This window comes from Streptomyces iakyrus (assembly GCF_000717055.1).
Classification (GTDB): domain Bacteria; phylum Actinomycetota; class Actinomycetes; order Streptomycetales; family Streptomycetaceae; genus Streptomyces; species Streptomyces iakyrus.
Genome location: NZ_JNXI01000030.1, coordinates 61,495 through 83,150, shown reverse-complemented (window position 1 = coordinate 83,150; position 21,656 = coordinate 61,495). Strand labels below are relative to the sequence as shown.

The window sequence follows — 21,656 nt, the reverse complement described above, 5'->3', positions numbered from 1 at the left end:
CAAGCGGGTTACGATCCGCAGGCGGCAGCATCCTGCTCTCGACGATGGCCACCACTCACAGTGTGTTACCCGATGCCTCCCCGTCTCGTGGGTTCCTAGGCGAGGTGGACCGGGGTGCCGGCCTGGCGGCCTCGGATGGGCTTATTGCGACGCGGCTCCGGGGCACGCCAGCGGCATCGGCGGGCAGGTCTGCCGTGCGCCGCAGCCGCCACACGAGCACGTCGCTGACGGAGTCCGCGGTGCCGAGTTCGCGGCGGCCGGCAACGTCGGACAGAAGGAGGGCCGCGTTGTGGCCGGCGGCTTCGGCTTCCGCGATGGTCGCCGCCAGGGCGTACCAGCCGGGCTCGGCGAGGATCTGCTCGGCCAGCTCCGGCAGCGCCTCGCGCAGCAGCACGGTCTGCCGCTGGAGCATCGGCCGGCTCAGACGCCGGCCACGCTGGTAGAGCACGCCTAGGGGCTGGGCGGCGGCGGCCTGATAGGCGGCGCGCAGGTGCGCGGCGGCCTGAGTAGCGGCCTCGGCCTGCTGGGCGTGTCCCTTCCTGGCATGCCAGTGCGCGGCGGTGGTGATGAGGAAGAACAGCATGTCGATCGCCATAGCCGTAGTGGCACCGTCCTCGCCGCGGCCGAGGGCCGGGCCGCCCTGTACAAGGTCGCGGGCGGCCTGCCGCAGGGCTCGATCGTGCCCGCGCACGGCGCGGACGTGAGAGCGCGAGGCCCGCTCGAAAGCCGTTGCAGCGTCGCGCAGTTCGCGGCGGGTGTGGGCGGCGGAGGTCTTCGCGAGGGCATCCAGTACCTCGCCGGCCGCTGCGATGTGAGCGGCGGCGACCGCGTCCTCGCCGTGCTCGACGACGAGCACGGCTTGCCACACGGCCGAGGCCGTTCCGCGGCGTGCGGCGGCCGGACTGCCCGGCCCCGTACGGATCGCATCCCCCCGCCGGGCAGCCGGAACGTCCTGCGCGTCACCGGCCCAGCGCTCGCGGATGCGGGACAGCGACAGGTCGGGGGCCAGGCGCGCACCGGGGTAGAACACCGGCTCGCCGTCCTTGTTCAGGTCATCGGTCAGAGCGACCTTGTATCCGAGCAGATCGCCAGAGGGGGCGGCGCGCTTGCGGATCAGGAGGCCGGCGGCGGCGAGCCGGTCGAAGAACTCCTCGTCGCTCCTCGCGCCGGCCACCGCCCGTCGTACGGTTTCGCGCAGTTCCTCGCGGGCGGTGCGCTCGCGACCCTGCCGCTCGGCTTTGTGGCGTTCGGCGCTGGTGGGCCGTTGGGCTGCGGTGCCGTCGCCGGGTGCGACCTGGCGGAGGCCGAGTTCCTTCTCGATGAGCCGGGCTTCTGCCTGGGCGCGGGCGCCGGAGCGGAAGTCGTCGGGGCGGTGGCCGTCCTCGGTGACGAGGGTGGCGACGATGTGGATGTGGTCATCGGCGTGGCGTACGGCTGCCCAGCGGCAGCCGGGCTGTCCGTCGCCGGGATCGATGCCGGTGGCGGCGACGATGCGGCGGGCGATGTCGGCCCACTCCTCGTCGGACAGGATCCGGTCGCCGGGGTCGGCGCGTACGGAGGTGTGCCACACGTGCTTGGCCGGGCGGGCGTGCTTGGTGAGGGCCATCACGGGCTGGTCCAGGAGCTGCTGGAGGTCTGTGAGGGTGGCGCTCGGGTCGCGGCCGGGGTCGGGGGACATGCCGTCGAAGGAGGCGACGAGATGGGGATCGGTGTGATCCTCGTACTTGCCGGTCTCGTAGAGGTAGTAGAGGAGACCTCGGGTATCCGACCCGGACGGGTTGACGCTGGGGATCATGAGCCGTGGTGCTCGATCAGCCGTGTGGCGGCTTCGTGGGCGGTGTCGGCGGCACGCCGTACGGCGGCGACGGCCGCTTCGAGCTGAGGAACGTCTGCACCGGAGTTGAGCGCCTTGACTGCCTGGTTGAGATTGCTGCCGGCCCAGCCGAGCCGGCGTCGGCTGTCGAACAGGGCTGTGATGACTTCGCGTTCGTCGGCGATCTCGGCGCTGGTGCGGTTGAGGTCGCGGGCGGCGGCGAGCGCGGAGCGGGCGAGGAACCCGGCGAGGGACAGATTGCACTGGGCGGCGGCGGACTTGATCAGGGCGAACTCATCATCATTGAAACGTGTGTTGGGCTGGTGTAGGCGCTTCTTCTCGGGCGACTGGCGCGGACGCTGGCGGGCGCGAGGAGCGTGCTGTCGGCGTACACGCGGTTCAGCCTGCTTCTCCTCCTGCCTTGGCTTCGATCCGCCCCCGGTCGAAGCCTCAAGGACCTGCGCCCCCCGGTGCAGGTCCTCTCCCGCCCCCTCGGGGGTGGGTTCGGCGGAAGCTACGCTTCCGCCCCAACTTGCTCGCCGCGAGACCGAGTTGGAGTCGGGATCAGGTTCCGGGGTGTTGCCGTTCTTGCGTGCGTTCGTCATCGGGATTCGGGCCTCGTGGAGCGGGTGCGCTGCTGGATGGTTGCGGCCAGCGCGATGACATCGGCTGGGCTGGCAAGGACGAGGACTGGCCCGTCGGGGCGGTCCTGGACGAGCCACTGCCCGGTCGGCGTGAGGACGACGGCGTGTAGTAGTTCCCGGCGGACCAGGACTTCCGCCCAGGCATCGGCCTCGGCGACGGTGGGCTCGGAAGAACGAGGGGGACGCGGAATCACGGCGTACCTCCTAAGCGGGGCGGTGGCCCGGCACGGAGCCGGGCCACCTTTGCGGGGATGGGCTTTGAACTGGGGTTTTGCCGGTTCAGTCGCACTCGGGGCAGCGCCCGACGTGGCTGTTGAGCGCGCGAGCCATCCGCTGTTTCGCCGAGGCAGCTTGCTTCGCGCTGGACTTCGCCGCCGACCTGCCTGCGTGCCGCTCGGAGTGAGCGAGCATGAACCCGATCTCTCGCTCGTACTCCGCGCGGACGGTGTTGAACTGGTGGCAGGTCTTCATCGGGCGGTGCTCCTCGTCGTCGTGATGTCCTCGTTCCGCAGCTCCTGGAGGACGAGGCCGAGTCGGTCGTTACCGACACCCGTCAGGCCCTGGCGGCGGATGATTTCGCGCAGCTGCACCCGGGTGATCGCTCCGTTGCCGTCCCGTTCGAGCAAGGCGGGAACATGGGGGCGCACTTCGTGGACAAGCTGGCGCTCGGACTCGCCCAGCTCGCGTGCCGGGCGCTCCGTCTGCGGAGAGCGGGACCGGGCACGGTTGTCCTTGTTCTTCGTCCGGGACTTCCTGGCCGGCTTCCGGCGGAGTGGGACCTTGTGTCCTCGGTCCTGGGTGGTCTCGGTCCCGGACTCGGTGGCGGTCGGTCCTCGGTCCTGGGTGGTCTCGGTCCCGGACTCGGTGGCGGTCGGTCCTCGGTCCTCGGCGCTCTCGGTCCCCGACTTCGCGAGGCTCGGTCCCCGATGAGAATCTGGGTCCTGAGCTGGGTCCTGAGCTGCTACCTCTCGCGCGTTGCGGTCGGTCCTCGTGGCCGCTGTGTCCCGCCCTGCGGCTTCTGGATCGGCGGGACCGGTCCCCGGGACCGCGTCGTCTTCAGGGGGCTTGGTCCCCGCGGTCGTTCCCGTTTCGTCGCCCTTGGTCCCCGCGCCGACCTTGGCTTCAGGGTCCGCCTCCTCGGGGACCGGTCCCCGAGGAGGCGTCGGTCCTCGGTCCGGGACCGGCTCGTCGGAACCGTCGGGACCGGGGACGGGGACCGGCACATTCGATGTCGGTTGTGCGGGGACCGTGGCCGCTGATGCGCTGCTGTGCGCCGGGGACCAGGGAGAAGGGAGCGGGACTGTGGCGAGCGCGAGCGCGTGTCGCCGGGCGGCGAGCTGGTCGAGCAGCTGTGCTCGCTGGAGGGGGTCGGTGCCGACCGAAGCCCTGCCGACCGCCTTCGACAGGCGTCGAGTCAGCCGCCGGCCTCGACGGTTCCGCTGCTGCTCGGGTGTGCGCTCGGCGAGGCGGGCGGCGAGGGTGACCGCACGGGCGGTGGCCCGGTCCCGGGTGATCTGTGCGGCGTCGCGGTCTCGCGCAGCGATGCCGAGGCGAGACAGGAGACGCTCGCGTGCCTCCCGGCCCAGGATGGCGATCAGTCCTTTTGAGGCGGCACCGGGTGTGCGCAGGCGCAGTTCGATGCCCATGGCCAGGTGCCACAGCATCGCCGCCATGACTGGTCCGACGAAGGCGCGGACCGTGCCGCCGATGGGGCCGCTCTCTGCGTAGGCGGGGATCACCTGCACCGTGGTGATCACCCAGACCAGCGTGCCCGGCAGGCCGGGGGCGCCCTGGACGGCGAGGTTCTGCCGCGCCATCAGCGCGGTGGCGAACAGGGCGAGTTCGGCGGCGGCGAACATGCCGGCGCGCTCGGCGGCGCCGGCCATGTCGAGGTAGTCGGCCGCGAACCGCCACGAGGTGTCGGCGCTGTAGGCGGTGCAGCCGAGGGCGGCGACAGCGGCGACCTTGACCGCCGGGCCGCCGAGAGGCTTCTGCGAGCGAGATCCCCGGCGCCGGATGGTCCAGGCAGTCAGCACGAGCGCGAGGGTGGCGGGCACGACGGCGGCGAGGAGGAGAGGGAGGTCCGAAGTAGCACCGAAGGCGAGGACGGGGTGGGTCATGCTGCCTTTCCGAGAGGGGCGTGCGTCGGGGGCGACGCCGCCGGGCGGCCTGCCGGCTGCTGCGTGACGGGAGCTGCGGACGCGGGGGTGCCCTTGGTCTTGGAGGTCTTCTTCCGCTTCTTCTTGGGGCGGGGCACGCCGTAGTTACGGTCGCGGTCGAGGACCTTGTTGGCGGCTTGCCGGATCAGGTCTCGGGCGTGCTTGTGGCTGATCTGCAGGGCGGCGGCGAGCCGGTCGGGCTGCCAGCCCCGGACGTAGGCGTGGTCGATGACGACCTGCCGCTCGGCCTCGGTCAGGTGCACGGCGCGTCCCTGGAAGAAGGCGGTCACGCGCCGGTAGTCCAGGCGCTGGTGCAGTCCGTCGTGCAGCGGGCGCCGCTCGGCTTCGGTGAGGCCGCCCCAGACGCCCTCCTTGAGGACGTTCTCCAGGGCGAAGTCCAGGCACTCGCGGCGTACGGGGCACCAGCCGCACAGCTCCTTCGCCTCTGCGATCTCCTCGTGGTCCCGGGGCCCGGGGAAGAACACGGCGTCGGCGTCTTCGACGTCCATGCCGTGGCACGCTGCGCGGGCGTGCCAGCTGGTGTCTGCGATGCCGCGCAGGCCGGTGGCCGGCGCGTCGTGGGTGGTGATGTGGCGCAAGGCGGGTCTCCGATGTGCTGCCGCGGCGGCCGGCTAGGGCGGTGCTCGGCGGGTGCGGCGTCGGGTGCTGGCTGCGCGTGGGGCGTGCGTCGCAGCCGATGCGGGACGTGTCGGGTGGCGGTGCAGCGGACGGGGTGCACGCGCCGGGTGCGCCGGTCAGGCCAGGGCGGGCTGCTGGGCCTGCTCGGTGTGCTGGGCCTGCTGGGCGGTGGCGAGGTTGAGGCGGCCGGGGTGCGGGGTGGCGCGCGGGGCGGTTCCGCGGGCTCCGCCGTCGGGGCCGATCCTTCGGCGGCGGCATGGTTCGCCGGGCTGGGCCAGGCACCACTCGCACCGCACGCTCAGGGCATCGGGCAGTCCCTGCGCGACATCGGCCTCACGGGCTGCGCGGGCGGGTCGGTAGGGCGCGAGGGCTGCTCGGGCGGCGGGCGGTATGCAGGAGCCGATCTCCCGCAGCCGCGCCTCCAGCTTCGGGTCGACTCCGTCGCGACCGCTGGTGATTGCTCGGGCCTGCGCGGGCTGGGCGGTGCCGGCGGCGACGGCGCGGCGGGTGCCGGCCAGCTCTGCGGTCCAGGCGGCCTGGTCGTCCGGGTCGACGGACGGCGTGGGATCGGAGTGCCTCGCCAGGCGGTCGCGCCGGTAGCTCTCCCAGGGGCGGGCCACGTCCGCGGGCAGGATCTGGTACGGCGAGGTGCGGATGTGCTGGCGGGCGGCGACGCGGACGTCCCAGCCGTGCGGGGTGGCCATCGGCACGTCGCCGAGCAGCTCGTGCCACTGGGCGAGCTGGTCGCGCGCCTCGCCTTGGTCGGTGCGGATGGTGCGGGGGTCGAGTCGGCCGATGTAGGCCAGCAGGGCTGCGATTTCGCGGCGGTCCACGGTCAGCCCTCCGTTCCGGTCGGCTCGTCGAGGGCGGCAAGCAGGGCGGCGGTGTGGGCCTCCGTCCGCGTCATGCCCCCCGGTACGGCGGTGTTCTTGCCGGGCACGGCGTAGAGGTTCGGTCGGCTGGGAGCGTGCTCCCGGGCGACCCAGGAGCGCCAGTCGGCAGCCCAGGCTTCCGCCGCCCTCGGAGCATGGCCCGCCCGGTGTGCACGCCACTTCGCGTCGGCGGCCCGCAGGCCCTGCTCGCCGAGGCGATCGAGGTGTCCCTGCTGGCGGGCCCAGGTGTGGGTGGCGGAGTCGACCTGCCACTCGGCAGCCGGGAGGACGGCAGCACCACTACTGCTGTACCTCCGGTTCAAATCAGGTTCACTACGGTTCTGTGTGCCGGTAGCCGGTACATCGCTGTGCCGGTGGCCGGTACGTCGCTGTGTCGGTTTCCGCCTCGACCTGCCGGTTTCCGGTACTGCCGGATTCCGGACCCTCGCGGGGGATTCCGGCACCTCACGCGGGCGGATTCCGTACCGCCGCAGAGCCGAGAGCCGAAGCTTCGCGGGGCCCGCGGGCTCGTTTGCTGCTGTGTCGCTGTCTTCCTGCTCCTGCTGATCGCGCTGGGCGGCGACCACTTCGGCGGCGAGAGGCAGGCGGTAGACCGTGCTGCGCTGCGGGCCGACGAGGTCATCGAGCTGTTCCAGCTCGCCGGCCAGGAGCAGGCGCTCGACGGCTTCGCGCACCGTGGAGACCGAGGCGCGGGTCCGCTTGGCCAGGCTGGACAGCGAGGCCCAGGAGATGCACTGCTCGTCGGCCACCCGGTCGGCGATCGACAGCAGGACCAGGCGCGCGGCCCCTCGGCTGGAGCTGTGCTCCCACACCCACTCGCGGGCTTCGCTGCTCATCGGCCGCTCCAGACGAGCGGGCGGGTCCGGCTGCTCGCCGGAGCCACGGTGGTGCGGTCCGGCTCGGGGCACTGAGGCGCCGAGGCGGTGGTGGCTGCCGCGCAGGCCAGGCGCAAGGGCCTTTTGCGCAGGGCAGGAGGCATGCGATACTCCCCTTTGCAGTGTTGCCACGCTGACGCGCCCCTCGGAAGGACTCAGCGTGGTGATGGTGGGCAATCTCCGCCCTTGCCGGGGCGGGTATGCCGCTTAGCGTTCGGCGTCCGTGAGTTACCGCTCTCGGGCGCCGTCGCTGTTTGCGGACCTTCGCGGTCCACTCCGTGCTCGCGGTCTCCTCACGTTCGTCGCCGCAGGCGGGCTGCCCGGGGACGACGAACATACGCACGGACCGGTGTCAAGATCCAGACTTGGTTCTTAAATTCTGTACTGGTTGCAGAGAGTCGCCGAACAGTCCTGTGCCGCAGCCGTCCGCACAGGGCCTGGCGGGGTCCGTCCTCGCATCGAAGCGCACCGTTGCCGCGGTTGCCCCGTACGCCGAGAGCGTGCCATTGTGTCCGAATTGGAGCGGGAGTCTGCTATTCCCCACAACGGAAATGCGATGTGGATGAGGTGTTTCCACGGTCGCCTCCGCGCTTTCCGGTCGAAGATCAAATACGGCCTGCCAGACGTGACTTGTCGCTGGGCGAATGTGGCTTGCGCCACGTCGCCCGACGTACTCCTGTCGGCAGAAACGGACAGGTCGACCTGAAGCAGGCGGTACGCGCCACACGGAAACGTGCTGGTGGGGAAGAACTTTCCATACGTGTGATCAGCGCGTCAAACTGGTGTTTATGGCGGGGTAGGGTGGCTCGAGTTGCGAGGAAGCCCGCACTGGAAAGGATCATGAAAGAGTGGCCGAAGGTCAGGTGAGCCCCAAGGGGCTCATGGATCGCCTAAACCGCCTGTTCGACACTGTGCACCCGCCCGATCGCGGCCCTTACAGCAACGCTGAAGTGGCCGAACTGATGGAGAAGCGAGGGCTGGGCAAGCTGTCGGGGCAGTACCTGTGGCTCTTGCGGACCGGGCAGCGCGATAACCCGACGAAGCGTCATCTCGAAGCGCTCGCAGGGTTCTTCGGCGTGGATCCCGCCTATTGGTTCGACGATGCTGTCGCCGAAAAGACCGTGCAGGAACTTGAGTTGCTCGCGCTACTTCGCGACGCGAAGATCAAGAACGTTCTTCTTCGCCTGTCCGACGTCTCCGCAGACGGAAAGGATGCCGTCCTGGGGATCGTTGAGAGCGTACGAAAATCCGAGGGGTTGCCGCCCTCAACTGGCGCGTAAACGGCCGCAGTTCAGTAGTAAATGATCAAGGAAAGCAATGTGGTCTGCACGTAGGCTGCGCCGGCCTGACCTCTTGGCCGAGCTGAAGCTCCCGCACGTCACCAATATCCGCGACCTCAGCGACGAGGTCTCTCGCCGCACGGGACGGACGGTGGTCCTAGAGCCCCGGGAGCAGGCGCCCTCGGTGTGCGGGGCATGTGCCGTTACAGAGAGTGCCGTCCACGTTTTCTACGACCCGTGGACCAGCGTCCTGCACCAGGACCACATCATCGCCCACGAGTTCAGCCACCTACTGCTCGGCCACCACGAGAACCGACCGGTCTCCGCGCTGGCTCCGGCCTTCATCACCAGCGTGGACCCGGCCACTGTGCAGATGATGTTGGGGCGCACAAAGTACGACGAGGACGAGGAGCGAGACACCGAACTTCTGGCATCGCTGCTCCAGCGCCGGATCATCGACCGGTGGTTGCGCAGCGACGAGTCGTCCGGGGATGAAGTACAGGATCGTGTGACGCACACGCTGCTGCGCCGACGGGAGGCCCGGCCGTGAAGGACCTACTCCACCCGATCAGCCTCGTCGTCGCGACGCTCGGCTTCCTCTGCCTCCTGCGGGACGTGCCCACCCGGCGCCGCGACCCCGCCTCCGCCGCGCTGGCCGCTGTCTTCCTGCTGTCAGGGCTCTCGTTCCTGTTCTCCATCACGCCGATGTGGAACTACCTCGACCGCGTGCTCGGCACCGTCAACATCTCCGTGCCCCTCGCGCAGGGCTGCGTGGTCGCGCTCCTGGTCTGCCAACAGGCGGTCCTCACCTACTGGGGATCCCCGCCCGACGTAGCCCGCCGGCGCAGTCGCCGCTGGCTCTGGGCCGGCTTCGCGGTGATCGCCGGGCTGCTGGTGCTGTTCGCCCTGCTGACGCCCAACGCGCCGCACCCAATCGACTTCACGCTCTCCTACGCGCACGACGACTGGTACGCCGCGTACCTCACCCTGTACGTCACGGCCTACACCATCGGCGAAGTCTTCCTCGCCCGGGCCTGCTGGCGCCTGGCCCGCCGCAGCATTCGCGGGTCCGTCCGCGTCGGCCTGCGGATCGTCGCCCTCGGTGCGACCGTCACCCTCGGATACAGTGCCGTCCGCATCGGCAACGTGATCGCCGGCGCCTTCAACACCTCCCTAACAGAATGGGAGGGCTTCGCCTGGACCTGCGGCGATGTCGGCGCCATGCTCACGCTGATCGGCTGGCTCGTGCCCACCATCAGCGACCAGGCCCAGAGCGTCCGGTACCGGATCAAGCAGTACCGCAGCTACTACGGCCTGCGCCCCCTGTGGCTGGCCTTCTACAGCGAGGCGCCCGAGATCGAGCTGCCGATCGACAGGGTCGCCCCGGCCCAGAGGCGCCACTTCCGCCGCATCTCGATCCGGCTCTACCGCCGAGCAGTCGAGATCCGGGACGGCCGGTTCGTGATCCGCCAGTACCTCGACGCCGCCGTCCGCGAGGCCAGCGAAGCCCGTCACCAGGCCCGAGGGCTTCACGGAAAGGATCTGTCCGCGGCCGTCACGGCGGACCAGATCCTCGCCGGAATCGCCGCCAGGGCCGCCGGCGCCCGCCCGGAGCCCGACCAGCTCACCGAGTTCGCCGACTTCGAACGCCAGACCACCAGGCCCACGGACGACATCGACGCTCTCCTCGACGTCGCGCGCCACCTACCCCGCCAGCCCGCACGAGCCCCCCACCTTGAGCGAGTCTCCGCATGACGAACGACCTCACCCACCAGCCCGCCCACGTCCAGCTCCGAGCCCTGGACCGCGGCGAGATCTCCAGCCGCGAACTGCTCGACCTGCACCTCGCCCAGATAGACGCCAGCCAGATCAACGCCATCGTCACGCGCGACGACAGCGCGGCCCGAGCCGCCGCGCACGCAGCCGACGAACGCCGTGCCCGCAGCGAGAGCACCGGCGTCCTCAACGGCCTTCCCCTCACGATCAAGGACAGCTTCGAGACGGCCGGCTTGCGCACCACCAGCGGGGCCGAAGACCTCGCCGACCACGTCCCCGCACGCGACGCCGATGCGGTCGCCCGGCTCCGCCACCAAGGTGCTGTCATCATGGGCAAGACCAACACCCCGGCGTACTGCCAGGACCTGCACACCGACAACGTCCTGTTCGGCCCCACGCTCAACCCGCACGACCCCAAGCGCACCACCGGCGGCTCCTCCGGCGGCCCCGCCGCAGCAGTCGCCGCACACCTGACCCCCGCCGACCTCGGCAGCGACCTCGCCGGCTCCCTGCGGCTTCCCGCCCACTACTGCGGCGTCTACGGCCTGCGGCCCACCCACGGACTCATCCCAGCCCGCGGCCACATCCCCCGTCCGCCGGGATGGATCACCAGCAGCGACATGGTCACCCCCGGCCCTCTGGCCCGCGATCCCCGCGACCTCGACCTGCTCCTCGCCGCACTGACGACACCGTCACCCGACGAGAACAACCCCTGGAGCGTCACGCTGCCCACGGCGCAGCGCCCGATCGGCCAGCTCCGCGTGGCGGTGTGGGCCGACGACGCGAGCTGCCCCGTCGACCGCAACATCGCCGATGCTGTCGCCGCCCTCGAAGGGACACTCGCCTCCGCCGGCGCCAGTGTCCACCGCACCGCGGGGTCGGTCGGCTTCGCCGAATCCCTCCGCCTCTTCGAGCAGCTCCTCCACGCCACCACGACGGCCGCCACCGACGATGCCGCCGGCGCGGCCGAACTCGCCGCCGCCCGTGACCTGCACACGGACGACGCGAGCCCACGGGCCGCCATCCTCCGCCACCGCACGCAGACACACCGCGCATGGCTCCGCGCCAACGAGGAGCGCCTCCGGCTCCAGCAGACGTGGCACCGGTTCTTCGCCGACGATCAGTACGACGTCCTCATTACGCCCGCCGCTCCCACCGCGGCGATCCCGGCCGGGAGCCGTTCTCTCACGGTCGACGGCGTCGAACGGAGCTTCTTCGACCAGACCGGCTGGGCCAACCTCACCAGCCACGTCGGTCTGCCCAGCCTGGTCACGCCTATTGCGCACGGCGCCGACGGCCTCCCGATCGGTGTGCAGCTCGTAGGACCGGCCTATTCGGACCGGACCCTGCTCGTGATGGCCGAGCAACTGGCGCTCCTGCTCGGAGGGACGGCCGAGGGCGTCATCGCACCATGGAGCGGATGACCTCTACGTCACCGTTGTAGCTGACTGCGTCTTCATCCGCGGTAGGCGGTTCGAACCGAGCGAAGAAGTCGTCCAAGGCTTCGGGAGTGACGGTCAAGGCATGGCGTCTCGACGCTGGTTGCGTGCGGCGAGGCGCCGCAGGAGGGACTCCTTGGACGCTGGCAGGTAGACGAGCAGTGGGCGTCCTCCCACGGCCCGGACGGTCTTCTTCCACTCATCGCGATCGGAACGACGCCAGAGGCCGTGGTCGAGGACGATGGACCGGCCGACGCGCAGCAGCTCCGTAAGCTGCGCTCGTACGGTTTCGACCGTGGGTGCCTCGCGCTCGAAATATTCATGCTCGGGGTAGTCGACGCCGTACCGGCCGTGGAGGCGGTGAACCTCCTCGTCAACGCTGAGACGGACAACGCCCCTCGCGGAGAGGGCCTGTGCAAGGTGCGTCTTGCCGGAGCCGGTGATCCCGATGAGCAGGACGGCGGTCGACTCGCTCACGATGTCGTGCTCCCTCGTGGTGCTCGTACCGGTGGGGTCGTTGAGGCTTACCCCTGGCTCTAGCGGCAGTGTGCAACAGACGGGCCGGACTGCCACCACGAGCGCATAGGGGCGGCTCCGCTGCCCTTGGCGAGGGATCCGTCCGGGTGGCGGTCGGGCAGGCCCAAGAGCTGCTGTTCTATGGAGGTGAGAGCGGGGTCCGCTCGAAGTTCCGTGGCCGGGTCATCGACGGGGTGAAGCCAGCGATACCCGTACTGGAGCATCAGGGCAATGCGGGGCCGGCCGGAGAGGTTGATGCCTCCGGTGTGCCAGGTCCGGTTCTCGAAGAGAACTGCGTCGGTTCCGGTGATATCGGGGGTGACGGCGCCGGGTGGGTCGATGGCACCGGCGGGGACGGCGGGCTCGTCGGTAAGGCGGTGGCTGCCGGGCAGGAACATGGTCAGCCCGCAGTCGGGGACGACGGGGGTGAGGTAGTAGGCGGCTTTGATCGCCATGCGGGGGGTGTGGGGAAAGCCGAGGTCGGCAGTGACGCCGTACATGTCGCGGTGCCAGCCGTGGCGTCCGGGGATGCGGATGGTGCGGGGCGGGCCGCTGGGCAGGGCGATGAGGTGGGCCGACAGCAGGTGGATGTTCGGGCTGAGGAGCTGGACGACGGTGGGCAGGACGGCCGGGTTGGCGAGGAGCGGGAGGAAGGCAGGGTCGAGGTTGAGGCATCCGCGGAAGCCGTCCTTGCCGTCGCCTCCTCGGTCGCGGCCCTGGGTGATGTCGCTGGCCAGCAGCTTCTCGGCGGCGGTCAGGAGCCGGTCGCGCAGGTCCGGGGTGATCGCGTTGCGGACGACCGCGTACCCGTCGCGTTCGAAGGCGTTGATGGTGCCGGCGTCGGGGGCGACGGGTGGGAGCGGGGTGCTCATGCCGGTATCTCCTTCGGGGTGCCGGTGAGGGTGGTGGTGGCGAGCTGCCACAGGCCGGAGTCGTCGAGGCCGCAGAGCTGGCGGAGGCGGGTCTGGGAAACGGGGCGGCCGGGGTCGCGGTAGCCGAGGACGGTGAGCCGGGGCCCGGGGTGGCGGCGTCCGAGGAGGGCGTGGATGTCGGCCGGGTGCCCGCTGGTGGCCAGGACGATCGGCGCCCGGGTGCCGAAGTGGCGGGCGAACGCGTCCGGGGCGAGGGCGAGGGGGCGGGTGCCGTCCTCGGCGAGGGCCGTGAGGTCGTGGACGTGGACGTACCGCAGGCGCAGGCCCGAGCGTTCGGCGCGCAGCCGCCGGGCGAGGGTGGTCAGGGCCTCGGCGGGCAGGTCGCCGGCGGAGGCGAGGATCAGGTCGGGCTCGCCGGGGCCGGGGTGGGTCAGGTGGGGCCAGATCGCGATGCCGTGCCGCAGTTCCTCGTCGAGGGTCTCCAGCGGATGGTGGACGGTCGTGTGCTTGCCGGCGACGACGATCGTGCACCGGTCGAGCTTGCGCAGGGCGAAGGTGAGTGCGGCGGCGGTGCGCGCGGGGTCGGCGGGGGTGAGGATGTGGAGCGTGGTGTCGCCGCCGGCCAGAAGTGCCGAGGTGAGGCTGGGGTTTTGGTGGGTGAGGGTGTTGTGCCAGCCCAGGCTGGTCAGGAGGTAGACCAGGCTGGGCAGCGGGGCGAGCCCGGCGTGCCGGCGCACGGACCGGTGCTTGAGCTGCTGCTGGATGAGGCTGAGGGTGATCGGTGCGAACGCCTCATAGGTGGCGACGAGGGCGTGCCGGCCGGTCTCCGTGTAACCCTGGGCCCAGGCGTGGCACAGCTCCTCGCTCAGCACTTCCACCGTCCACGGCACCGGGCGCCCGTGTTCGTCGGTGAGGTCGAGACGGTTGGAGGCCAGTTCGTCGGGGCTGAACACGCGGAACGGTCCCTGCTCGGCGCGGGTCCGCAGGACCTCGGGGACCACCTGCGCGAACGGGCGGCCGGTGGCGCGGTCGGCGACCTGGGCGGAGGCGGCGACGCAGCCGCGCGGAGCCGGGAGGCCGTCGGGCTCGGGCCGGGGCAGCGGGAGCGCGGGCAGCAGGTGCGGCCGGGGCCGACCGCTGGAGGTGAGGAGCTGGGTGGGCTGGTAGGAGGACAGCCAGTCGGCGAGGGCATTGAACTCGGCGGGCACACCGGCCGGGTCACGCAGAGGCGTCTTGTGGACCGCCGGGGTGCCGGCGAGGTGAGCGGGGGCACCGTGGCCCTTGTCCAGGGTGAGGACGAGGACGCTCGACGGTCCCGGAATGCCCAAGGGCGCGGCGGCGCCGAGCGCTTCGGCCACCGCCTGGCGGAGCTGGCCGATGTCGAGCCCGTCGCTGTAGACGGGCCGGTGGCCAAGGCCGGTGAAATAGGCAGTGAGTTCGGCGCGGCTCAGGGTGGACAGCAGGCTCTTGCCGCCCATGCGCAGCCCGTTGAGCAGGACGACGGGAAGGACGGTGCCGTGGTCGCCCGTACCGTGCAATGCGCGGGTGGCGAGCCAGGAGGCGGCGGTCGTCCCGGTCTCGCACTCGCCGTCGCCGATCAGGACCACGGTCAGCCGGTGGGGCGCGTCGAGCACGGTGCCCTGCCCGATCGCGAGGGCGGGGCCGAGCTGGCCTCCGGTGTGCAGGTGGCCGGGGATCATCGGGGTGATCTCCCCTCCGACGTCGGCCAGGGGAAATCCGGCGACGCGTGCGCGCAGTCCGGCCTCGTCCCGGCGCAAGCCCGAGTGGGCGTGGCCGAGTCGGCCGGTGAGGTAGGCGTGGGCTAGGGCGGAGGGGCCGGCGTGCCCGGCGCCGTGCAGGACGTGCAGCTCGTAGCCGGCGGGGACGGCCACCTGGAGTGGGCCCATGGCGGCGAGCATCCGGTTGACGGGCGGGCACACTCCCCAGTGGCCGGCCGGTCGCGCCTTGACGTCGGCCGGGGTCACGGGCCGGGCCAGGCGCGGGTTGTCGCGCAGATAGAGCTGGGCGAGACAGAGGTAGTCGAGCGCGTCGGCGACGGCGGCCACCGACGCGTCGGGCACCAGGCGGTTCGTCCGGCGGGCGAGGTCACCCCACATGCGGTCCTCCTGCCGGGGCGAGAGCGGCTTCGACAGCGCGGGCGTGGACGGTGCCCTCCCGCTCCAGGCGCGCTGCGGCGACCGCGGGGCAGTCGACGATGGTCATGTGCCGGCCGTGCGGGCAGATCCCGCCGTCGACGACCGCGGCGATCCCGGCCCTCATGGTCCGCTGAAAGACGGCGACCTGGCCGGCAGTGAGCGCCGGGTGGTCCTTCTCGCCGGCGGCGGGGGTGGAGATGCTGCACACCGCGGCGGCCAGCGGTTCGCCGGCCAGGGCGACGAGCTGGCCCAGTACTCCGTCGGGGCATCCGACGAGCGCCGGGGAGCCGACCGCCGCGACAGGCTCCACCGCGGGCTTCCACGGAAGACGCAGCGCGAGGTCCCCCGGCCACAGGCCGCCTGCCAGCAGCCGGGCGTCGGTACTCAGGTCGAACAGAATCTCGGCCGTGGCCGGGGAATCGAGCAGGAGCAGCAGCGGCTTGGCGGTGGGACGCTGCTTGGCGCGGAAGACCGCGCTCGTGGCGGCGGGGTCGGCGGCGCGGGCACACAGCATGTACCAGCGGGGCGTGGGCACGGCGACCATCTCCCCGGCGGCCAGGAGCCGCGCTGCGTGGGGGAGCTGGTGAGGGGTCAGGACGTCCACGGCGCTCTCCCCTCTCACACGGTGCCGGGGCGGGCGAGGGCAGCGAGCGCCGGGTACTCCAGCCACGGGTCCGACAGAGCGCGCAGGGCGAGGTCGGGGTGCTGGGCGTGGCTGACGCGGAAGTACGCCATCACCCTCGGGGTGCTGCTCGCGTTGATGCCGACCCGGTGCGGGACTAAGTGGTGCATCACGACCACGTCGCCGGGCTCGGCGGTGAGAGCATTGCCATCCTGGGCGTCGATGTCGTCGGGAGTCTGGGCCGGCTGCCCCAGGACCCACTCCGTGGCGAAGTAGTCGGCCATCCGGTAGTGCCCGCCGGGCACGTAGTGCAGAGCGCCGGCGTCCGCGGTGGCGCTGCCCTCCAGGACGACGCCGACGATGAAGGTGAACGTGCGCAGGTCGCGCGGTTCCAGGTGGGGGCAGGAGACACCGTCGACGTGCATCCGCTTCACGGGCTGCTGCGCGCCGTGCGGAAGCCGGATCTGTATCTGCGCCCGGGTGACCGGGGCGGGGCCTCGCGGGCCGCAGCAGGTCTCCGGCCAACTCCGCCAGGCCGCTTCGCCGGTACAGGGCGAGCAGGTCGGGGTGCTCCTCCAGCTCGGGGGCGAAGCTGCGTTCGGTGTAAGCGGTGAGCCGCGCGGGGTCGTACACCTCGGCCAGCCAGCCGCCGACGAGGGCGCGCGCCTTGGACAGGACGACGCCGTGGACCAGGCCACGGCGTATGAGGACGCCGTCGTCGACGAACAGGCGCCGCTCGTAGTCGCTCCACGTCACAGGACTGGGCATGGTGGATCTCCTTCCGGAGGGACACGGGGCCGGGGCGGGAAGTGGGCCGCCCCGGCCCGAAGGGGGAGGAGCGGGTCAGCCGCGCCGGCCGAGGACGATCTGGAAGGAGGCAGGCTCGATCAGGCCGCCGCCCGCGGCGGCGTGCTCGTCGAGCAGAGCCCGGGCGCGGCGCTCGAAGTCGTCGACCCGCTCGCCGAACAGCGGCCGGGCGGCGAAGGAGGTCGAGTACAGGTAGCCGATCACCGTCTCGGTGCTCCACTCCCGCTCGACGGCGACGGTGTGCTCCTCGACCTGGCCGAACGCGGACTCGGCGAGGATCTCGCGGTACGGCCGGTTGTGCGCCGCGTACTTCTTGCCCACCCCGGCCCGCCGCTCCGTGCCCAGGTACTCCTGAATCAGGGCGCGCAGGGCGTCGGTCCAGGCGGTGCGCGCGGTCCACAGGCTGCCGTCGCCCATGACCGCGACGGTCGCGTCCGGCGCGGTCATACCCTCCAGACGCGACAGCACCACGTCCTGGTCCATCCAGTGAAAGGCGCGGCAGACCGTGACGAGGTCGGCCCGATAAGAGGTGAGTGGGGTGAACGCCTCGGCCGGAGCGTTGTGCAGGCGGAGGGTGACCGGCAGCCCGGCGAGCGCCTTGTCGGCCTCGGCGAGCATGCCCGCGTCCTGCTCGACGACGTCGATCTCCGTCATCGCCCCGGCCAGGGCCAGGGGGACTTGCCCGGTGCCGGACCCGAGGTCGAGCAGGGCCCGGTGCTCCTTGCCGGTCACCCGCTGAGCGAGTAGCTCAATGGCTTCCTTCGGGATCCCGGGCCGGTAGGCGGCGTAGTACGGGGCGGTGGTGTCGAACTGGCTCACGGGGTAGAACTCCTGATCATCTGGGTTGACGGAAGGACGGTCTGCTCGATGTGCTCGACCGCACGGGTGAGGTCCGGTACGACCGTGACCCGGCCGGGGTACTCGGCCAGCAGCCGGAGTGCCTCGGACGACGGCGGGCGCGAGGTGATCCACAGGGCGTGGGCTCCGGCGGCGAGGGCCCCGCGTACGTCGTAGTCGAGGCTGTCGCCGACGTGCATCACCTCCGCGGGGTCGCGGCCGTGCAGTCGAGCGACAGTCTCCACGGCGCGCGGGTCCGGCTTGGCGAACCCGAGTTGCCACGACGGGTGATGGGCCCGGAGGTGGGGGGCGAGGAGGGCTGCGACGTCGGTCTCCTGCTCGTCCCAGTGGCTCACGTTCGACAGGGTGACCACCGGCACGACCCGGGCGATCCGTGCCACCGCCTCCACCGCGCCGGGCCACAGGGCGAAGCCGGGCGGACAGTGGTCCTGGGGGAAGGCGGACGGCGCAATCCTCAGAGCGGCACACACCGTCTGCGGCGCTGGCGCATCGCTGCGCGGGTCCAGGACGTGCAGGATCTGCTGAGCGACCTTCTTCGCCTGCCGGGCCGGGAGCGGGGACAGCTCCACGAGGCGCTGCGTCAGCGTCGTCCCGGACGGCTCGCCCAGGGTGTATCCGACGTCGAGGCTCACCAGCCGCACCGGGGCCGCCGTGCTCACGCAGGACCCGCCAGAGCCGCGATGATCATGTCGATCCGTTCGGTGCGCACGGGGCCAGGGCCAGCCTCGCCGAGGAAGGTCAGCAGTTGCCGGGCTTCGGCCGGCGACCAACTGCTGGTGTCGACACCCGCGTCGGCAGCGGCCTGGGCGAGGTCGTCGGGGATCGTCGGCGGGCGCGCGCCGCGCGGTAACAGCAGCGTGCCGCTCCACCCCTCTCCGGCCTGCCCCTGCGGCAGGGCAGGGTGGAGGGGTGCAAGGACGGTGACGTCGTCGAACGTGAGGATCCGGACCGGGAGTTTGGGCAGGTGCACCGGCCGGTCGAGGCGAAGGGTCGTGGACAGGAAGGTGTCGTGTCCGCTAAGCCGCTCGTCCACGACGAGCAGGACCTTCTCCGCGCGCTGTTCCAGGCGGCCGTGGACCGCCAGCTCGCCCGTGTGCCTGGGCATTACCGGCGCACCTCCATCCCGAGACCGGGCCGGTCGGGGAGAGCGACGTGCCCGCCGTCCGGCCGGAGCGTGCCGCACAGTGCCCGCTGGCGGCGCGGCTCCCACACCACCTGGTACTCCACTGCGCCCGACACGTGCGGAAACGCGGCGGCTAGGTGCACGGCGGGCAGGAACGCCCGGCCGTGCAGGTGGACGGGCACCTTCGCGTCGTGTGCGGCGCCGAGCCAGCCCTGCGCCTCGGTGATCCCGCCGCACCACACCGCGTCGAACGTGAACGCCTCCGGCCGGCAGTGCTCCAGCATGGCCCTGGCGTCCTCCGCATGGGACAGCCGCTCGCCGAATGCGACCCTCAGCCCCTCCGTCTGTCGGCGCAGTTGTCGGTACGCGGCCTGGTCGGTTCGCGGGAGCGGGTCCTCCACCCAGCGCACCGTTTCCGGAGTGAGGAGCGGTGCGACCTCCATGGTCCGCAGGTGCCCCCATGCACCCAGGGCGTCCACCGCCACACTGCCCCCCGCCCACTTCGCCGCCCGTTCGGCCAGCAGCGCTATCTCGGCGGCTTCAGCGCCGCGCAGGGCCCACTTGGTGAAGGCGAAGCCCCCGTCGGCGGTGGCCTTGACGGACTCGGGGGCCGACGTGGAGGCCAGGTCCAGGGAGAGCCAGGAGGCGTAGACCGGCACTCGCGGTGCGGGCCGGTCGCTGAGCAGGGCCGCGACCGGCAGGTCGGCGAGTCGGCCGTGCAGGTCCCACACCGCGCAGTCCAGCGCCCCGACCGCCCAGCGGCCGAGCCCCGCCGCGTGCGGGCCGAGGCCGGCCAAGAGCCTGTGCAACAGACCCGTGTGGTCGGCCACGGGGTGCCGCAGAGCGCTCTGCCCAAGCCGGGTGGCGACGAGCGCGGCGGGCAGCTCGTCGACCGGGGCGAATACCCCGGTCACCCCGTCGGCCTCGACCACGATCGCGAACCGGCTGTCGCCAGCCTTCCACGGACCCGCCCCGCTCTCGTCGAGGCGCTCTACCCGCACCCGGTCGATGACCGCGTCAGCGGGGTCCATCGACGAGGTCCTCTCCCGCGTAGGTGAAGTACCACAGCGGCCGGTAGCACTCCCAGCCCACCGGCCGCAGCCCGGTCGGTGCCATGGCCCGCTCGATCGCCGTACGCGCCTGCAGGTAGTACTCCAGGCTCTCCGCGCCCGGCGTCCGCATCCCCTGCATCATCACCGTGTGCGCCTGGAAGACCTGGAAGTTCGGGAACGCGGTGACCTCGCCCGCCAGTGCGTTCACCCCGCGCACGAGGTCCTCCATCGGGTCCAGCCCGACGATGTACGTGTATGAGGTGTCCAGCCCCGCCGCCCGCGCCCGCATCAGCAGGCCCGGCATCTGCTCCGGCCGAAGGTCGGCCTTGGTCGCCTTCATCAGTGCCTCCCGCCGGGTGAAGTGCTCGGCTGTCAGCCTGAGCACGAACGGTGACACCTTCGACGCGATGGTCTCGAATGCCTCGTCGCTGCGCAGCACGGAGGTGAGGAAGCCGATCCGAGCCTTGACGCCGGCCCGCTCCAGAGCGGGCCGCAGGGCGGTTAGGTGCGCGACGGCCGCCTCCTCCCGCTCGAAACAGCCGGTGGAGACGGTGACCTCGGTCAGCTCGGCCAGGCTGCGGCGGGGATGCTGCTCGCCGAGGGCGTGCAGCAGGGCGTCGAGCCCCTGGTCTTCCTGCATCCTCGGATCGGCGGCGGCCTCCAAGGTGTTGGGGCACCAGCCGCACCCGACGCACCGGCTGCGGGCGTTGGGGTTGAGGGTCGCGGCGCGGCCGTCGTTGCGGAAGTACCCTCCGACCGCCTCGTCGGCATCGATGCGCCCGACGTGCGCGACCACCTCGCCGTTCAGCGACAGCTCGTCGCTCCGGAGCCGGAAGGGGCTGGCCGGCTGGTTCAGCGGGACGATGATCTGCCAGGGGGCATCGGGGCGGCGCACGAGGCGAAGGTTGACCCGGGCCCGGTGACGGTCCTGGTCGGAGGTGATCCCGTACAGGTTGACGGCGATCAGCAGCACGTCCTCGACGGGGACTCCGTGGCGCAAGGCAGCCTGCTCCAGATGACGCAGGCGGTCGGTGCCGACGGCGCCGTCCGAGGATATCGACCGGCGCATGGAGAGATGCGGCATGGAGGACTCCAACTTGAGTTCGGCGGGCACGGTTGCCTCCTGGGTGGAGGTGCTGGGGATCAGGTGTGCGTGATCAGGTAGGTGGGGCCCTCGCCGCGCCGGGCTCGTTCGATGGCGTCGAGGCGGGCGAAGGCGCGCGGCGCCATCAGCTCCTGCCAGGTCGCGAGGTCGTGGACGGCCCACATGTCGTGCTCTGCGGGATCGAGTCGGATCCGGCCGAGCTGGTCGGCGGTCAGCTGGCCTCCGTCGAAGATGAGCCCCACCTTGTTCAGCGGCAGGCGCGGCCCGGCGTGCAGGAAGTGCGTCAGGAGCAGCTTCGGCGTTTCCAGACCGAGTTGGAGGCTCGTCTCCTCGACCGCCTCTCGCCGTGCTGTCTGCAGCGGGTCCTCGCCTTGGGCGTCCAAGTTGCCGCCCGGGAACTGCCAGAGTCTCGAGCCGTAGACCGAGCGGAGCTGGACCGGCCGGTCGTGTTCGTCGCGGATGTACAGGCAGCCGTACACCGTGTGGTGGGGGACGGTCTGCGCGTACTGCGTGGGCGTCATCGGCATGGGGCGGCCGGGCCGGGCAGGGCGGTGGTCGAATGCGAGGGCGAGAACGCCGAGGGCTTCCTTGGCCGGCGGGTAGATGCTGCGGAGGTTGGCGAGCAGCTCTCCGGGCGGCCCGTCCGGGTCGATGCGCACGGTGTCCTCCGAGCTGCGCAGATCCTCGAAGGAGTGGTACGGGGTGATCCGCTTAACGATGACGTCGAGTTCCCGCCCGGTGTCCCGGTCGTGGAAGACGACCGTGTCACCGACTGCGACGGCGCGCTTCTGCGGGGTGGCCACCCTCACTTCGATCGTCTTGCGGCCTGCTTCCACTTGGCGGTAGTACCGCCCGAGCAGGTGCATGTGGTGCTCTTGTGGTTCACCTCCGGTCGCCGGACTAGGGACGGCTGGGATCGCCTGCTGGGTGTCGTCAGGCACACGTGCCTCCGTTCGATGCGTTCCGTCCGTCGCGGTCTTGGGATCCCAACCGGGCCAGGGTCCGGTGCCCGCGCTCCTGTGTTTCG

The 21,656-nt window shown here is 71.4% G+C and carries 23 protein-coding genes; 4 read left to right on the top strand and 19 right to left on the bottom strand.

Annotated features, from left to right (window positions below):
* Positions 1-55 precede the first annotated feature (55 nt).
* The 8 genes from OO68_RS36350 to OO68_RS36315 form a co-directional block, all read right to left on the bottom strand.
* On the bottom strand, positions 56-1,795 hold the full coding sequence (locus tag OO68_RS36350; protein WP_033313645.1) for a relaxase/mobilization nuclease domain-containing protein: 1,740 nt from the start codon (positions 1,793-1,795) through the stop codon (positions 56-58).
* Positions 1,792-2,418, bottom strand: coding sequence for a hypothetical protein (locus OO68_RS48005; protein ID WP_245237324.1), 627 nt, complete (start codon positions 2,416-2,418; stop codon positions 1,792-1,794). Before OO68_RS48005 ends, OO68_RS36350 begins: the two co-directional genes overlap by 4 nt.
* Entirely contained in the window at positions 2,415-2,651 is a 237-nt protein-coding gene (locus tag OO68_RS36340; protein ID WP_033313644.1) for a hypothetical protein, read from the bottom strand. The genes OO68_RS48005 and OO68_RS36340 overlap by 4 nt, the downstream gene beginning before the upstream one ends.
* 85 nt (positions 2,652-2,736) lie before the next feature.
* The gene (locus OO68_RS36335) at positions 2,737-2,928 is read right to left on the bottom strand and encodes a hypothetical protein (protein ID WP_033313643.1); all 192 of its coding nucleotides are present in this window, start codon (positions 2,926-2,928) and stop codon (positions 2,737-2,739) included.
* The gene (locus tag OO68_RS36330; protein WP_033313640.1) at positions 2,925-4,577 is read right to left on the bottom strand and encodes a hypothetical protein; all 1,653 of its coding nucleotides are present in this window, start codon (positions 4,575-4,577) and stop codon (positions 2,925-2,927) included. Before OO68_RS36330 ends, OO68_RS36335 begins: the two co-directional genes overlap by 4 nt.
* Positions 4,574-5,215 carry a WhiB family transcriptional regulator gene (locus OO68_RS36325; RefSeq protein ID WP_033313639.1) on the bottom strand — a complete coding sequence of 214 codons (642 nt, stop codon included), beginning with the start codon at positions 5,213-5,215 and terminating at the stop codon, positions 4,574-4,576. The genes OO68_RS36330 and OO68_RS36325 overlap by 4 nt, the downstream gene beginning before the upstream one ends.
* A gap of 156 nt (positions 5,216-5,371) precedes the next feature.
* Positions 5,372-6,088 (bottom strand): zinc finger domain-containing protein, encoded by a 717-nt coding sequence (locus tag OO68_RS36320; RefSeq protein WP_033313638.1) that lies wholly within the window; start codon positions 6,086-6,088, stop codon positions 5,372-5,374.
* A 2-nt stretch (positions 6,089-6,090) separates the two neighbouring features.
* A complete protein-coding gene (locus OO68_RS36315; RefSeq protein ID WP_033313637.1) occupies positions 6,091-6,984 on the bottom strand; it encodes a helix-turn-helix domain-containing protein in 894 nt (297 codons plus the stop codon).
* A gap of 887 nt (positions 6,985-7,871) precedes the next feature.
* Here OO68_RS36315 and OO68_RS36310 point away from each other — a divergent pair.
* The 4 genes from OO68_RS36310 (at position 7,872) to OO68_RS36295 (ending at position 11,503) form a co-directional block, all read left to right on the top strand.
* A complete protein-coding gene (locus OO68_RS36310; protein ID WP_245237322.1) occupies positions 7,872-8,303 on the top strand; it encodes an XRE family transcriptional regulator in 432 nt (143 codons plus the stop codon).
* Positions 8,304-8,376: 73 nt separating this feature from the next.
* Positions 8,377-8,853, top strand: coding sequence for a hypothetical protein (locus tag OO68_RS36305; protein ID WP_242435748.1), 477 nt, complete (start codon positions 8,377-8,379; stop codon positions 8,851-8,853).
* A complete protein-coding gene (locus OO68_RS36300; protein WP_033313636.1) occupies positions 8,850-10,058 on the top strand; it encodes an MAB_1171c family putative transporter in 1,209 nt (402 codons plus the stop codon). Before OO68_RS36305 ends, OO68_RS36300 begins: the two co-directional genes overlap by 4 nt.
* Positions 10,055-11,503, top strand: a complete 1,449-nt coding sequence (locus OO68_RS36295) for an amidase family protein (RefSeq protein ID WP_033313635.1) — start codon at positions 10,055-10,057, stop codon at positions 11,501-11,503. Before OO68_RS36300 ends, OO68_RS36295 begins: the two co-directional genes overlap by 4 nt.
* Positions 11,504-11,596: 93 nt before the next feature.
* Here the strand turns inward: OO68_RS36295 and OO68_RS42695 are convergent, their stop codons facing one another.
* From OO68_RS42695 to OO68_RS36240, 11 genes are all read right to left on the bottom strand, one after another.
* A complete protein-coding gene (locus tag OO68_RS42695; RefSeq protein WP_245237319.1) occupies positions 11,597-11,995 on the bottom strand; it encodes a P-loop nucleotide/nucleoside kinase family protein in 399 nt (132 codons plus the stop codon).
* Between the two features lie 59 nt (positions 11,996-12,054).
* Complete coding sequence (locus OO68_RS36285) at positions 12,055-12,906, bottom strand: phytanoyl-CoA dioxygenase family protein (protein ID WP_033313633.1); 852 nt, start codon at positions 12,904-12,906, stop codon at positions 12,055-12,057.
* On the bottom strand, positions 12,903-15,023 hold the full coding sequence (locus OO68_RS36280) for a phosphoketolase family protein (protein WP_051814932.1): 2,121 nt from the start codon (positions 15,021-15,023) through the stop codon (positions 12,903-12,905). Before OO68_RS36280 ends, OO68_RS36285 begins: the two co-directional genes overlap by 4 nt.
* Positions 15,013-15,666, bottom strand: a complete 654-nt coding sequence (locus tag OO68_RS36275) for an L-threonylcarbamoyladenylate synthase (protein ID WP_033313632.1) — start codon at positions 15,664-15,666, stop codon at positions 15,013-15,015. Before OO68_RS36275 ends, OO68_RS36280 begins: the two co-directional genes overlap by 11 nt.
* Positions 15,667-15,680: 14 nt before the next feature.
* Positions 15,681-16,109 carry a phytanoyl-CoA dioxygenase family protein gene (locus OO68_RS48000; RefSeq protein WP_245237317.1) on the bottom strand — a complete coding sequence of 143 codons (429 nt, stop codon included), beginning with the start codon at positions 16,107-16,109 and terminating at the stop codon, positions 15,681-15,683.
* Positions 16,110-16,527: 418 nt separating this feature from the next.
* Complete coding sequence (locus OO68_RS36265) at positions 16,528-17,310, bottom strand: class I SAM-dependent methyltransferase (RefSeq protein WP_033313631.1); 783 nt, start codon at positions 17,308-17,310, stop codon at positions 16,528-16,530.
* On the bottom strand, positions 17,307-18,008 hold the full coding sequence (locus OO68_RS36260) for an HAD family hydrolase (protein ID WP_245237315.1): 702 nt from the start codon (positions 18,006-18,008) through the stop codon (positions 17,307-17,309). The genes OO68_RS36265 and OO68_RS36260 overlap by 4 nt, the downstream gene beginning before the upstream one ends.
* Positions 18,005-18,454, bottom strand: a complete 450-nt coding sequence (locus OO68_RS36255; protein ID WP_033313630.1) for a hypothetical protein — start codon at positions 18,452-18,454, stop codon at positions 18,005-18,007. The genes OO68_RS36260 and OO68_RS36255 overlap by 4 nt, the downstream gene beginning before the upstream one ends.
* Complete coding sequence (locus OO68_RS36250; RefSeq protein WP_033313627.1) at positions 18,454-19,503, bottom strand: enolase C-terminal domain-like protein; 1,050 nt, start codon at positions 19,501-19,503, stop codon at positions 18,454-18,456. The genes OO68_RS36255 and OO68_RS36250 overlap by 1 nt, the downstream gene beginning before the upstream one ends.
* Positions 19,490-20,638 carry a hypothetical protein gene (locus tag OO68_RS36245; protein ID WP_245237313.1) on the bottom strand — a complete coding sequence of 383 codons (1,149 nt, stop codon included), beginning with the start codon at positions 20,636-20,638 and terminating at the stop codon, positions 19,490-19,492. The genes OO68_RS36250 and OO68_RS36245 overlap by 14 nt, the downstream gene beginning before the upstream one ends.
* A gap of 29 nt (positions 20,639-20,667) precedes the next feature.
* Positions 20,668-21,495 (bottom strand): NUDIX domain-containing protein, encoded by an 828-nt coding sequence (locus OO68_RS36240; RefSeq protein WP_033313626.1) that lies wholly within the window; start codon positions 21,493-21,495, stop codon positions 20,668-20,670.
* Positions 21,496-21,656 lie beyond the last annotated feature (161 nt).

Excerpts from the sequence above, each read along its gene's own strand:
- OO68_RS48005 (WP_245237324.1), bottom strand. The coding sequence starts at position 2,418 with ATGACGAACGCACGCAAGAACGGCAACACCCCGGAACCTGATCCCGAC.
- OO68_RS36330 (WP_033313640.1), bottom strand. The coding sequence starts at position 4,577 with ATGACCCACCCCGTCCTCGCCTTCGGTGCTACTTCGGACCTCCCTCTC.
- OO68_RS36240 (WP_033313626.1), bottom strand. The coding sequence starts at position 21,495 with ATGCACCTGCTCGGGCGGTACTACCGCCAAGTGGAAGCAGGCCGCAAG.
- OO68_RS36285 (WP_033313633.1), bottom strand. The coding sequence starts at position 12,906 with ATGAGCACCCCGCTCCCACCCGTCGCCCCCGACGCCGGCACCATCAAC.
- OO68_RS36315 (WP_033313637.1), bottom strand. The coding sequence starts at position 6,984 with ATGAGCAGCGAAGCCCGCGAGTGGGTGTGGGAGCACAGCTCCAGCCGA.
- OO68_RS36350 (WP_033313645.1), bottom strand. The coding sequence starts at position 1,795 with ATGATCCCCAGCGTCAACCCGTCCGGGTCGGATACCCGAGGTCTCCTC.
- OO68_RS36295 (WP_033313635.1), top strand. The coding sequence starts at position 10,055 with ATGACGAACGACCTCACCCACCAGCCCGCCCACGTCCAGCTCCGAGCC.
- OO68_RS36250 (WP_033313627.1), bottom strand. The coding sequence starts at position 19,503 with ATGGACCCCGCTGACGCGGTCATCGACCGGGTGCGGGTAGAGCGCCTC.
- OO68_RS36280 (WP_051814932.1), bottom strand. The coding sequence starts at position 15,023 with ATGTGGGGTGACCTCGCCCGCCGGACGAACCGCCTGGTGCCCGACGCG.
- OO68_RS48000 (WP_245237317.1), bottom strand. The coding sequence starts at position 16,109 with ATGCACGTCGACGGTGTCTCCTGCCCCCACCTGGAACCGCGCGACCTG.
- OO68_RS36335 (WP_033313643.1), bottom strand. The coding sequence starts at position 2,928 with ATGAAGACCTGCCACCAGTTCAACACCGTCCGCGCGGAGTACGAGCGA.
- OO68_RS36255 (WP_033313630.1), bottom strand. The coding sequence starts at position 18,454 with ATGCCCAGGCACACGGGCGAGCTGGCGGTCCACGGCCGCCTGGAACAG.